This is a genomic window from Nonomuraea sp. NPDC050691, from assembly GCF_040654455.1.
Lineage (GTDB): Bacteria > Actinomycetota > Actinomycetes > Streptosporangiales > Streptosporangiaceae > Nonomuraea.
On sequence record NZ_JBFAIA010000214.1, the window covers coordinates 1 to 12,810 of the forward strand.

Sequence of the window (12,810 nt, forward strand, 5' to 3'; positions counted from 1 at the left end):
TTTTGTTTACTAATTATTTTTATCGTATGTAAATTAGTGTAATCAGTCAAGCAGATTTAAACGCTTTATCCGCTTTCAGACGGCCTCTTGATTCAGGTCAAACAGAAGCCTGCATATCAGGCTGTTCAAACTGCCGTTCCAAGGCATCGGCCAATGCCGTCCTGCGTTTTTGGTGGCATCCCACAGCCTTAACCAATTCCTCTGCATTTCCCCAGAACACGAAACGTTCACGTGCGCGGGTAATGGCTGTGTAAAGCAAAGCCTTATCCAACCCTCGGGCTTCCTCTTCGCCCTCCGTCGTTGCAGGCACTGACGGCGGCAACAGCCATACTTCCCGATATTCCGAACCTTGACTCTTGTGCACCGTCATGGCAAAAGCTGATTCAAAATCGGGCAAACGGCTGATGGCAATTTTTTTAAATCCATCTTTCTCAGGAAAATAGGCAGACAAACCATTCAACGATTCTTCATCTTTCATAATCAGCCCGATGTCGCCGTTAAACACTTCCAGCATGTAATCATTGTGGGTAATCATGATGATTTGTCCGGCAAACCAAGGCGTTTCGCCCGAAACCTTGCCTTGTCGTTGCAAATATTCTTGATAAGCCTGATTCAAATCATCCGCATCCTGCCGCCAAGCCGCCAATACCACCACATCGGCTGCATGACCGTAGGCGAGTGCGACATTATTCTCTGCCACGGCCTGCCAATAATCCTGTTGCTTTTGATACAGCAAAGCAACCTGCTCTTTCAGACGGCCTGATTTCATTTCCAACTCTTTGGGGAACTTGTCAAACTGTTCGACCGCAGTTTGCTTTTCCCCGGACACCACCGCCCTTGCCAAACAACCAATACCGCTGTCTGAGCCAAAACGGTGGCTGAACGTCAATTTGGCATTGTTTTGCGATAAAGCCTGAGGCCGCTCTTTAATCTCAAAGCCATGATTGGGCAGATAAACTTCCAGCTTTTCAGCAGTTTCTTTATCCAAAGCCGTCGGACGCGACAACGCCGCCAACACAGCCCCCAAACCAACCGACGGCAACTGGTTTTCATCGCCAAGCAACACCAAACGACAGCCGGTCGGCACGGCACGCAATAAATCCAACACCAGCGGCAAATCCAACATCGACGGCAGGGCCGGGCGACCCCGATCACCGTCACCGGCCTGCCGGCGCTGGCCGCCGCCGAGCTCAACGACGGGCCCACGCTCCTCGACACCGCCACCCCGCTGGCCCGGCTCGCCGGGGAGATCGAGGTCGTGGTCGTGCCCGCCGCGTCGAGGTTTCGCGACTTCGAGGACTTCGGCGCCCACCTGCTGTCCCGGCCGGGCGAGACGATGCTCGCCGGCGGCCCGCGGGGCGAGCCCGACCACCTGCTGTTCGGTCTGGTCGCGCGAGGGCTCGGCGTCGACACCCGCCAGGTCGTCTACACCGGCTACCCGAGCAGCGTCGAGGTGTCGGCCGCCCTGCTCGGCGGCAAGGTGGCGGCCGCCGCCGGGGCCCTGGCCGACTGGCGCCACGACATCCGCAAGGGCCGCTTCCGGGCGCTGGCCGTCTCGTGCGCGCACCGCGTCGACGGGATCGACGCCCCGAGCCTGCTGGAGAGCGGGGTGCGGGTGGACTTCGCCGCCTGGTGCGCGGCCGTCGGCCCGCACGGCATGTCCGGCGACACGCGCGACGCGGCGTTGGAGATGTGCGAGGCCGTCTCCCGCTCGGCGCCGTGGCGCGAGGTGTGCCGCAGGCGCGGCTGGAGCGCCCTCCCGCTGTTCGGCGACGACTTCGCCGCCTGGCTCGCCACGGAGATCGCCCGCACTCGCGGGGTGCTCCGCGACCTCGGGCTCGTCGACACGACCGGCACAACATGCGGTGCTGGTTGCGTCAGCGGGCACTAGATGTAGGATCCTGCTCGTCGCTGGTTCGCCCGAAAGGGCGGAGCAAAAGGGAACCCGGTGCGATTCCGGGGCTGCCCCGCAGCGGTGAGCGGGAACGACCGCCGTCACAGAGCACTGGAGCACATCCGGGAAGCGACGGCCAGTAGGACCGAGCGTGTGACCGCGCGTGAAGTGAGCGGTCACGCGCCCCTGCCCGCGAGCCCGAAGACCTGCCAGCGTGCCGGAGCACCACCGGCTGACCTGTCCAGGGCCTCGAGGGAGGGCCCGGGGGCCGTCGCGGCCGGGGATCACCCGCGCCGCCGGGCTCTCGCGCGCCCTCACCGAGGTGAGCTCGCGAGGAGAGAGCACGTGACGACCATCGTTGAGGGTGACCGCAGGCTGGCCATCGAGGAGGCGGCCGCCCGGGTGATCACCGACCCCGCCAACTCGCGGGTCGCCGCCCGGCTGCTGGCCGAGGAGATCGCCGCCGAGGCCGCGTCCTGCGGGGTGAGGTCGTTCTCCGAGTCCGTCGCCGCCACCCACGCGGCCGGGCTGGTGCAGGACGGGCTGGCGGCGTTCGTCGCGGCCCACGCCGCCGAGCTGGACGCGCTGGTGCCGGCCGACGCCGACGACCGCTTCGAGTACTTCGGCCTGCGCACCGTGTACGACCGCTACCTGCTGCGCCACCCGGAGAGCCGCGCGGTGCTGGAGCGCCCGCAGCACTTCCTGCTGCGCGTCGCCTGCGGCCTGTCCTCCACCGTCGCCGAGGCGGCCGAGCTGTACGCCCTCATGAGCACCCTGTCGTACCTGCCGAGCTCGCCGACGCTGTTCAACTCGGGCGCGCGCCGGCCGCAGCTCTCGTCGTGCTTCCTGCTCGACTCGCCCCGCGACGAGCTGGAGGCCATCTACGACAGGTACGGCCAGGTCGCCCGCCTGTCGAAGTACGCCGGGGGCATCGGCATCGCGTGGACCCGGGTCCGCTCCCGAGGCTCGCTCATCCGCGGCACCAACGGGCACTCCAACGGCATCGTCCCCTGGCTGCGCACGCTCGACTCGTCCGTCGCCGCGGTCAACCAGGGGGGCCGCCGCAAGGGCGCCGCCTGCGTCTACCTGGAGACCTGGCACGCCGACGTCGAGGAGTTCCTGGAGCTGCGCGACAACACCGGCGAGGACGCCCGCCGTACGCACAACCTGAACCTCGCCAACTGGGTGCCGGACGAGTTCATGCGGCGGGTCGAGGCCGACGAGATGTGGTCGCTGTTCGACCCGAAGGACGTGCCGGACCTCACCGACCTGTACGGCGAGGCGTTCGACCGGGCGTACCGGGCTTATGAGGAGCAGGGGCGCCAGGTGCGGCGCATCCCGGCCCGCACCCTGTACGGACGGATGATGCGCACGCTCGCCCAGACCGGCAACGGCTGGATGACGTTCAAGGACGCGGCCAACCGCACCTCCAACCAGACCGCGCGGCCGGAGAACGTCATCCACCTGTCCAACCTGTGCACCGAGATCCTGGAGGTCACCAGCGACGCCGAGACGGCCGTGTGCAACCTCGGCTCGGTCAACCTGGCCGCGCACCTGCGCGACGGCGCGCAGACGGACGAGCGGACGGACGCGCGGATGGACTGGGAGCGGCTGCGTGCCACCGTGCGGACCGCCGTGCGCTTCCTCGACCGCACCATCGACCTCGGCTTCTACCCGACGCCCGAGGCCGAGGCGGCCAACCGGCGCTGGCGGCCGATCGGGCTCGGCGTGATGGGGCTGGCCGACGTGTTCTTCGCCATGCGCCTGCCGTTCGACTCGCCCGAGGCGCTGGAGCTGTCCACCCGCATCGCCGAGGAGATCGCGCTGGCCGCCTACGACACCTCCGCCGACCTCGCCGCCGAGCGCGGCCGGCACCCCTCGTACGGCGAGACCCGCGCGGCCGGGGGAGTGCTGCACCCCGACCACTACGCCGGCGCCGCCGCCTCGCCGCGCTGGGACGCCCTCCGCGAGAAGATCGCCACGACGGGCCTGCGCAACTCGCTGATGATCGCCATCGCCCCGACCGCGACGATCGCCTCGATCGCCGGCTGCTACGAGTGCATCGAGCCGCAGGTGTCGAACATCTTCAAGCGCGAGACGCTGTCCGGGGAGTTCCTCCAGGTCAACCGCTACCTGGTGGCCGACCTGCAGGCGCGCGGCCTGTGGACGCAGGCGATACGCGACGCCATCAAGCGGGCCGACGGCTCGATCCAGGACGTCCCGGGCATCCCCGACGACCTCCGGAGCCTCTACCGCACGGCGTGGGAGCTGCCGCAGAAGGCCCTCATCGACCTCGCGGCGGCCCGCCAGCCGTACATCGACCAGTCGCAGTCGCTCAACCTCTTCATGGCCAGCCCCACCATCGGCAAGCTCTCGTCGATGTACGCCTACGCCTGGAAGAAGGGCCTGAAGACCACGTACTACCTGCGCTCGCGGCCGGCCACCCGGATCGCCCAGACCACGGTGGCCGTCGCCGGAGCCGCGGCTGCCGTGCCCGCCCCCGCGCTCCCGGTGCCCGAGGAGACCGCCGCGGCGATCGCCTGCTCGCTGGAGAACCCGGAGGTCTGCGAGGCCTGCCAGTAGCCCGCGACCGTCCGCACCACCTCAAAACTTCCTCAGTACGGAGATTCAGACATGCTGCTTGACCCCGGAATGGACCTGACGCTGCGCCCCATGCGCTACCCCGACTTCTACGAGCGCTACCGGGCCGCCATCCGCAACACCTGGACGGTCGAGGAGGTGGACCTCCACAACGACCTGGCCGACCTGGCGAAGATGACGCCGCAGGAGCGCCACCTGATCAACCGGCTGGTCGCCTTCTTCGCCACCGGCGACTCGATCGTCGCCAACAACCTGGTGCTCAACCTCTACCAGCACGTCAACGCCCCCGAGGCGCGCCTGTACCTGAGCAGGCAGCTCTTCGAGGAGGCGGTGCACGTGCAGTTCTACCTGACGCTGCTCGACACGTACCTGCCCGACCTGGACGAGCGGGTCAAGGCGTTCGCGGCGATCGAGCACATCCCGTCGATCCGCGACAAGGCGGAGTTCTGCTTCCGGTGGATCGACTCGATCAACGGTCTCCAGCGGCTGGAGACGGCCGCCGAGCGGCGGCAGTTCCTGCTCAACCTGATCTGCTTCGCCGCCTGCATCGAGGGCCTGTTCTTCTACGGCGCCTTCGCCTACGTCTACTGGTTCCGCTCGCGGGGGCTGCTCGGCGGCCTGGCCACGGGGACGAACTGGGTGTTCCGCGACGAGTCCATGCACATGGAGTTCGCGTTCAGCGTGGTCGACACCGTGCGCGCCGAGGAGCCCGAGCTGTTCGACGACGAGCTGGCCAAGCAGGTCACCGCCATGCTGGAGGAGGCGGTGGCGGCCGAGCTGGCCTTCGCCCGCGACCTGTGCGGCGAGGGCATGCCGGGGATGACCGCCGACCAGATGCGCGAGTACCTTGAGTACGTCGCCGACCAGCGGCTGGCCCGGCTGGGCCTGCCCACGCGCTACGGCACCGCCAATCCCTTCGCCTTCATGGAGCTCCAGGACGTGCAGGAGCTGGCGAACTTCTTCGAACGCCGGGTTTCTGCTTATCAGGTGGCAGTTGAGGGCAATGTGAGTTTCGACGAGACCTTTTAAGACATTGGGGGCATGACACGTGCAGTCGCCGGCTGACTGGCCCATCCTGGCAGTCTCCGTCGTGGGAGCGATCCTCGTCGTGGAGATCGTCCGCAGACTCCTGATCCGGGCCAGGCGCCGATCGGCGCTGGCCGGGCATCTGGTGGAGCACTGCACGTGGCCCGCGTTCGCCGTGGCCGCGGTGGTGGCGTCCAACTTGGTGTTCGGGCCGGGCATGTTCGGCGCCAGCCCGCGCGAGCGCGACCTGTCCGGGACCGTGGAGCGGGGGCTCGGGCTGCTCACGATCGCCTCCGTCACCTGGCTCATCGTCCAGGCCAGCTACGCGCTGACCGACGTGGTGCTCGAACGGCTCGTGCGGGTCGAGGGCGAGCGCAACCGGCGGGCCCGGCGGATCATGACGCAGATCGCGCTGGTCCGCCGGATCGCCGCCGCGACCATCATCGTGGTGGCGGTCGGCGCCATGCTGTTCTCCTTCCCGCAGGTGCGGGCGCTGGGCGCCGGGCTGCTCGCCTCCGCGGGCATCGCCGGCGCCGTGGTCGGCATCGCCGCCCAGCCGACGATCGGCAACGCGCTGGCGGGCCTCCAGCTCGCCTTCAGCGACGCGCTGCGCCTCGACGACGTGGTCGTGGTCGACAACGAGTGGGGCCGCATCGAGGAGCTGACGCTCACGTACGTGGTGCTCCGGCTGTGGGACGAGCGGCGGCTCGTGCTGCCCGTCTCGTACTTCACGCAGAACCCGTTCGAGAACTGGACCCGGCACGGCAGCCGGGTCGTCGCCGCGGTGTTCCTGCGGGTGGACTGGTCGGTCCCGGTGGAGAAACTGCGCGAGGAGCTGCACACCTTCATCCAGTCCAACCCGCTGTGGGACCAGAAGGACTGGACCCTCCAGGTCACCGACATCCTGCCGAACGGCCTGGTCGAGCTGCGGGCCCTGATGAGCGCCGCCGACTCGCCCTCCGCCTGGGACCTCAAGTGCGACGTCCGCGAGCACCTCGTCCGCTACGTCCGGGAGAACTTCCCCGAGGCGCTGCCCCGCTTCCGCGTCGAGGCGCCGGAGACCCGCGCCGGCGTGCCGTGGACCGCCCAGCTCGGCGCCGAGCTCGACCCCGGCGAGAAGGTCTCCCAGTCCGGGTTCCCCGACCCCAAGCCGCCCACCCAGCAGCTCTGAGATCACTGGCCGGCCCTGGGGTCAGCGGCGGGTGGCGAGGAGCACGCCGGCGCCGCCCACGACGAGGCCGGCCACCGCGAGCGGGTGCAGCGACTGCCCGGTGACGAGCCAGGCCATGACGGCCGTCACCGCGGGCGTGAGGAAGAACATCGTGCTCACCCGGCTCGCCGGCGCGTCCCTCAGCATGGTGTTGAGCAGCAGGAACGCGCCGATCGAGTTCACCAGCACGAGCCAGGCCACCGCGCCGCCGAACGCGCCCCAGTCGGCGACCCGCGGCGTCTCCAGCAGCAGCGCGGCCACCCCCATCAGCGGCGCCCCGGCCAGGAACTGCACCGCCGTGCCCGTGCGCACGTCCATGTCCGAGGCGAAGCGCTTCTGGTACACGGTGCCGACGCTCATCCCGATCAGCCCGATCGCGCACAGCACCACCGCGGAGGGCGAGAAGCTCACCCGGTCGGCCACCGCGAGACCCACGCCGGCGGCGCCGAGCCCGAACCCGGCCCACCGCACCGCGCTCATCCGCTCACCGAGCGCCCGGCCGGCGAGCAGCGCCACGACCATGGGGCTCAGCCCCTGCACGAGCGCGATCACCGCGGCCGGCATCCCGCGGCCGAGCGCCGAGTAGAACGCCCCGAACTGCACCACCTGGACCAGCAGCCCGGCCACCATCACGTGCGCGAGACGCCGCCCGCGCGGCCATGGGGCCCGCACCGCCAGCGCGTACCCGCCCAGCAGCAGCCCGGCCAGCGCGAAGCGGGCGAACGTCAGCAGCAGCGGCGGCGCGGCACCCACGCCGATCAGGCCCGCCACGAACGCGCTGCTCCACATCACCACGAACAGGGACGGCACGACGATCGGCATCCTCGTCCGGGGCCGTGTCTCCATCGTCTCGACGGCCATCGCCACGGTTCCTCCATAACCTCTCAAAGCGGTTATCCCACTGTCGCGTCCGCGTCCATAACCTGTCAAGGCGGTTATCATGGAGGTGTGGCACGCTTCACCTTCGTCAGCGGCGACCTCGCCCTCGACCTGGCCGGCACCGTCCAGCACCGCCGGTCCGACCGGCTGGAGATGTTGGAGACCCCGGCCGACCTGGGCCGCTGGGCGGTGGAGGCGGGCGTCCTGGACCGCCCGTGCGCGGTCACCCCGGCCGGGCTGGCCGCCGCCAAGGAACTGCGCGAGGCCGTCTACCGGCTGGCCGTCGGGGCGGGCGTCCCGGGCGATCGGGAGCTGGTCAACCGGGCCGCCGCCGAGCCGCCCGCCGCCGTCCGGCTCGGCGCCGGGGGAGGGGTCGAGCGCGCCGGCGACCTGACGGCCGTTCTCTCGACGGTCGCCCGGCAGGCCGTGGAGCTGCTCGGCGGGCCAGCGGCCACGCGGATCAGGGAATGCGGCGCCGAGGTGTGCACCCGGCTGTACGTGGACACCTCGCGTGGCGGCGGCCGCCGCTGGTGCGACATGCGGGAGTGCGGCAACCGCGCCAAGGCGGCCCACTTCCGGGCCCGCCGCGCCACGTCCTGACCCTCGGCGGACACCCGTAGATCCGTGCATCTCCGTGCGTTCAGTACGCATCGCGTCAAAGCCGGAATTATCAGTATGCCTACCGATATACATACGGATTCCCAGCTTGGTGACAAGCGCCTACCGTCTGGCTCGCAGTGATCCTTCGCAGTGCGACACACCCCCCGATTCCCGGCCGGCCCGTGCTCACAGGAGACCCCTGCGGCGCGGGCCCGCGCGCGCCCACCCGGGCGGCCGGCCGGGGACAGCCGAAAGGAGCACAAGCGTGAAACGCAAGGGCCTGGCCGCCGCGACCGTGGGACTCACCGCGGCCGCGGCCATGGTGCTGTCCGCCTTATCCGCCCTCCCCGCGCACGCGCGCCCCCCCGGCGCCACCCCCGACCAGCAGGGCACCGGGGCCCAGTCGCGCATCGCCGCCGACCCCGAATCCCTCGCCGCGGCCGTCGCCGACCAGGCGATCTCCAGCGGCATGGACAACCTCGCCAAGGGGGCCGACGAGGCGTACCGCCGTCTGAAGGTCGTCAAGGGCGCGGGCGACATGTTCTTCGTCTCCTACGAGCGCACCTACAAGGGTCTGCCGATGGTCGGCGGCGACGCCGTGGTCGTCACCGACTCCGCCGGGCACGTCCGCGACACCGTCGCCGAGTCCGGGCCCGCCCCGGCCGACGTGCCGACCACCCCCGAGATCAGCGCCGCGCGCGCCCTCCGGGTGGCCAAGACGAAGCTCGCCCGGGTGGACGACACCGCCGACCCCCGCCTGGTGGTGCTCACCTGGGGCGGCAAGCCGCAGCTCACCTGGGAGGCGGTCGTCAGCGGCATAGCCGACGGCAAGCCGAGCATCCAGCACGTCTTCGTGGACGCCCGCACCGGCGCGATCGCCGACTCGTACGACCAGGTGCGCGCGGGCACGGGCAACGGCTACTACTACGGCCAGGTCACCATCAGCACGAGCGGCTCCGGCAGCTCCTACTCCATGACCGACACCACCAGGCCGGGCATCCGGTGCGGCGGGCAGAACGGCTCCGCCTACACCGGCACCGACGACGCCTGGGGCAACGGCCAGGGCACCAACCTGGAGACCGCCTGCGTGGACGCGCTGTACGGCGTCCAGCGCGAGTGGGACATGCTGCGCGACTGGCTCGGCCGTAACGGCATCAACGGCAGCGGCAGCGGCTTCCCCGCCCGCGTCGGCCTCAACGACGTCAACGCCTACTGGAACGGCAGCTACACCAACTTCGGCCACAACCAGGCCAACACCCGCCAGGCCACGCCCATCGACGTGGTGGCGCACGAGTTCGGCCACGCCATCTTCCAGACCACGCCCGGCGGCGCCGGGTCGGGCAACGAGAACGGCGGCATCAACGAGGGCACCGGCGACATCTTCGGCGCCCTGACCGAGCACTACGCCAACAACCCCAACGATCCGCCGGACTACCTGGTCGGCGAGGAAGTGGACCTCGTCGGCGACGGCCCGATCCGCAACATGTACAACCCGTCGGCGCTCGGCGACCCCAACTGCTGGTCCACCTCGATCCCCAGCACCGAGGTGCACGCCGCGGCCGGCCCCATCAACCACTGGTTCTACCTGCTGGCCGAGGGCAGCAACCCCGGCGGCGGCAAGCCGTCCAGCCCCATCTGCTCCGGCGGCCCCGCCTCGGTGACCGGCATCGGCATCGAGAAGGCCGGCAAGATCTACATGGGCGCGCTGAACCGCAAGACCTCGTCCTGGCGCTACACCAACGTGCGCGCCGCGGCCGTCGCGGCGGCGATCGAGCTCTACGGCGCCAACAGCGTCGAGTGCAACACCACCAAGGCGTCCTTCAGCGCGATCGCCGTGGCCGCCGCGTCCGGCGAGCCGGCCTGCGGCAGCACCCCGGGCAACGACTTCTCCCTGTCGCTCAACCCCGCCTCGGGCAGCGCGCAGCCCGGCCAGCAGGTGACCGCCACGGTCAACACCCAGACCACGTCCGGCAGCGCGCAGACCGTCAACCTGAGCGCCTCCGGCCTGCCGAGCGGCGTCACCGCGAGCTTCTCCCCGTCGTCGGTGACCTCCGGCAACTCCTCGACGCTCACCCTGTCGGTCTCCTCCTCGGCGGCCCAGGGCAGCTACCGGATCACCGTCAACGGCGCCGGCACGACCACGCACAGCGCGGTCTACACCCTCCAGGTCGGCAGCACGCAGACCCGTGACTTCTCGATCTCGGCCAGCCCGGCGTCGGGCACGGTGCAGGCGGGCTCCTCGGCCACCACCACGATCGGCACCGCGACCACGGCCGGCAGCGCCCAGGCGGTCAACCTGACGGCGAGCGGGCTCCCGACCGGGGCCACGGCCACCTTCAACCCGGCCTCGGTGACGTCGGGCGGCTCGTCCACCCTGACGATCGCGACGGCCCCGACCACCCCGGCCGGCTCCTACAACGTGACGGTGACGGGCACCGGCGAGACGGCCACCCACACCACGACGTACGCGCTGACCGTCCAGGGCACCTCGGGCGGCCGGACGTTCACCAACGACACCAACTACACGATCCGCGACTACTCCACCGTGCAGAGCCCGATCACCTCCACGGCGACGGGCACCGCGACCTCGCCGGTCAAGCTGTCCGTCACCATCAGCCACACCTGCGCCGAGGACCTCGACATCTGGCTGCGCGGCCCGAGCGGCCAGTGGTACGCGGTCGACCGGTACGGCGGCACGAGCTGCACCTCGTACGGCACCAGGACGTACACGGTGCCGGTGAGCCAGCAGGCCGCGGGCACCTGGACCCTCGAGGTCAGCGACGTCTACCTCGGTGACACCGGAGTCCTGGACTCCTGGAGCATCACCGTCTGACCCGTCGCCGACATGAGCGAGACGCTCGGCTGGAGGCATCCAGCCGAGCGTCTTTCGCCGCCCCGCCCTGAGCCCGGCCCGTCACGGGGGCGGGTCCACCTCGGTGCGGGTGCGCACGCCGAGCTTCTGCAGCACCCGCGCCACGTGCGTGTCCACCGTACGGCGCGACAGGAACAGCACCTCGGCGATCTCCCTGTTGGTCCGGCCCTGCGCCACCAGCCGGGCCACCTCCCGCTCCCGGGGCGACAGCACGCCGCCGGCCGCCCTGCGCCCCCTGCGCGGCGGCCCGCCCACGCCGATCGCCCGCAGCTTGTGGCGGCAGCGGGCCGCGTCGTGGGTGCTGCCGAGAGCCGCGTACCGCTCGGCGGCGTCGGCGACGAGCCGCGCGGCCCGCTCCCTGTCGCCGAGCTCCAGCCAGGTGTCCGCCTCGTCCTCCGCGGCCCGGGCCGCGCCGTACGGCCTGGGCATCGCCTCGTACGCGGCCCGGGCGCGTGCATGGCACTCCAGCGCCTCCTCCAGCACGCCCCGGCCCCGCGCCAGCGCGCCGCGCGCCACCTCCAGCGCCGCCATGGCCGACGGCGCGTCCCGGCCCTCGATGCCCCCGGCGAACTCCGCCACCAGCTCGGCCGCCTCCTGACGGCGGCCCGCCCGCAGCAGCGCGGTGACGGCGGCCGGCACGAGCTGGTCGCCCCACACCCACACGCCCTTGCGCCGCAGCCGCGCCACCGCGCCGCCCGCCTCGGCCAGCGCCGCCTCCACCTCGCCGCGGATCAGCGACAGCTCGATCAGCCCGCCGGAGGCGCAGGCGGCCACCGGGAGGAAGGCCGAGTCGGCCGCCCCCGTCCCGGCGGCCTCCAGGCGCCGCCCCGCCTCCTCCCACTCGCCGCAGGCCAGCGCCAGCATGCCGAGCACCAGCTGGGCGTCCACGCCGAGCAGCGGCGCCTCCGGCATCCTCTCGACGGCCGCGACCGCCCGCTCACGCAGCCGCTCCCAGCGCCCGGTCAGCCAGTCGAGCCTGATCGACGACATCTCCACCAGGTACACCGGGTACAGGGCGCCGCTCTCCTCGGCGATCCGCCGGCCGAGGCGGGCGTACCGCTCGGCCGCCGCGTAGTGGCCGAGCGGGATGGCCGCGTCGCACAGGTTGGAGTAGGCGCGGGCCGCCTGCCGCCGCACCCCCGCCGACGGATGGTCCGCGGGCAGGGTCTCGGCCAGCGCGAACGCCTCCGGCGAGCCGACCAGCATGGCGAAGGCGACCTTGTTGGCGTGGACCGTCGCCGCCAGCTCCGGGTCGTCGTCCGCGACGACCAGGTTCTCTGCCTGGTCCATCCACTTCTGGTGGGTGGCGATCGGCTCGCCGCCCCACGCCGGGATGGCCAGCAGCGCCAGCCCCCGGGCCGCCATGCCGGGCCGGTTGGTGAGGTCGGGGAGCGCGGCGAGCACCTCGCGGCGTCCCGCCTCGATGGCCCCCGCCTGGTTCGACAGCAGCACCCCCAGGTTCAGCCGGGCCTCGCCGCGTACCTCGGGCGACAGGAAGTCGTCCGACAGCAGGCGGCGCAGCAGCCGCACGACCCGCCGGTGCGACAGGCCGACCGCGGCCAGCCTGCTGAGCCGCAGGGCCAGCGGGCCGCGGGCCTCGTGCGGCAGCTTGGGGTCGGCGAGCATCCCCTCCAGCAGCTCGACCGCGAGCGGGACGTCGCCGAGCGCCGCGGCCTGGTCGGCGGCGGCCTCGCCGTGCCGCCGCCAGGAGTCGAAGTCGCCCGCCCC

The 12,810-nt window shown here is 70.7% G+C and carries 9 protein-coding genes and 1 riboswitch; of the genes, 6 read left to right on the forward strand and 3 right to left on the reverse strand.

Features of this window, described 5'->3' with window-relative positions:
* Positions 1-97 precede the first annotated feature (97 nt).
* Entirely contained in the window at positions 98-1,312 is a 1,215-nt protein-coding gene (locus AB0H81_RS39840; RefSeq protein ID WP_358386104.1) for an ATP-binding domain-containing protein, read from the reverse strand.
* Between AB0H81_RS39840 and AB0H81_RS39845 the strand changes: the two genes are divergently transcribed.
* The 4 genes from AB0H81_RS39845 to AB0H81_RS39860 all read left to right on the forward strand — a co-directional run bounded on the left by AB0H81_RS39845 (position 1,265) and on the right by AB0H81_RS39860 (position 6,692).
* Positions 1,265-1,891 (forward strand): tripartite tricarboxylate transporter substrate-binding protein, encoded by a 627-nt coding sequence (locus AB0H81_RS39845; RefSeq protein WP_358386107.1) that lies wholly within the window; start codon positions 1,265-1,267, stop codon positions 1,889-1,891. The two genes, AB0H81_RS39840 and AB0H81_RS39845, sit on opposite strands and share 48 nt — an antisense overlap.
* 4 nt (positions 1,892-1,895) lie before the next feature.
* Positions 1,896-2,123, forward strand: a riboswitch (cobalamin riboswitch).
* Between the two features lie 116 nt (positions 2,124-2,239).
* Positions 2,240-4,477 (forward strand): ribonucleoside-diphosphate reductase subunit alpha, encoded by a 2,238-nt coding sequence (locus tag AB0H81_RS39850; RefSeq protein ID WP_358386109.1) that lies wholly within the window; start codon positions 2,240-2,242, stop codon positions 4,475-4,477.
* Positions 4,478-4,528: 51 nt separating this feature from the next.
* Positions 4,529-5,524: a ribonucleotide-diphosphate reductase subunit beta gene (locus AB0H81_RS39855; RefSeq protein ID WP_358386112.1), complete on the forward strand. Its 996-nt coding sequence runs from the start codon at positions 4,529-4,531 to the stop codon at positions 5,522-5,524.
* A 61-nt stretch (positions 5,525-5,585) separates the two neighbouring features.
* Positions 5,586-6,692 (forward strand): mechanosensitive ion channel family protein, encoded by a 1,107-nt coding sequence (locus AB0H81_RS39860; RefSeq protein ID WP_358386115.1) that lies wholly within the window; start codon positions 5,586-5,588, stop codon positions 6,690-6,692.
* 21 nt (positions 6,693-6,713) lie between these two features.
* On the opposite strand, the gene AB0H81_RS39865 is transcribed toward AB0H81_RS39860, so the two are convergent.
* A complete protein-coding gene (locus AB0H81_RS39865; RefSeq protein WP_358386124.1) occupies positions 6,714-7,592 on the reverse strand; it encodes an EamA family transporter in 879 nt (292 codons plus the stop codon).
* A gap of 87 nt (positions 7,593-7,679) precedes the next feature.
* Here AB0H81_RS39865 and AB0H81_RS39870 point away from each other — a divergent pair, with 87 nt between their 5' ends.
* Complete coding sequence (locus AB0H81_RS39870; protein WP_358386117.1) at positions 7,680-8,210, forward strand: ABATE domain-containing protein; 531 nt, start codon at positions 7,680-7,682, stop codon at positions 8,208-8,210.
* 265 nt (positions 8,211-8,475) lie between these two features.
* Positions 8,476-11,043, forward strand: coding sequence for a M4 family metallopeptidase (locus AB0H81_RS39875; RefSeq protein ID WP_358386119.1), 2,568 nt, complete (start codon positions 8,476-8,478; stop codon positions 11,041-11,043).
* An 81-nt stretch (positions 11,044-11,124) separates the two neighbouring features.
* On the opposite strand, the gene AB0H81_RS39880 is transcribed toward AB0H81_RS39875, so the two are convergent.
* Positions 11,125-12,810 (reverse strand): LuxR C-terminal-related transcriptional regulator (locus tag AB0H81_RS39880; protein ID WP_358386121.1); only part of this gene is annotated, 1,686 nt, incomplete at its 5' end.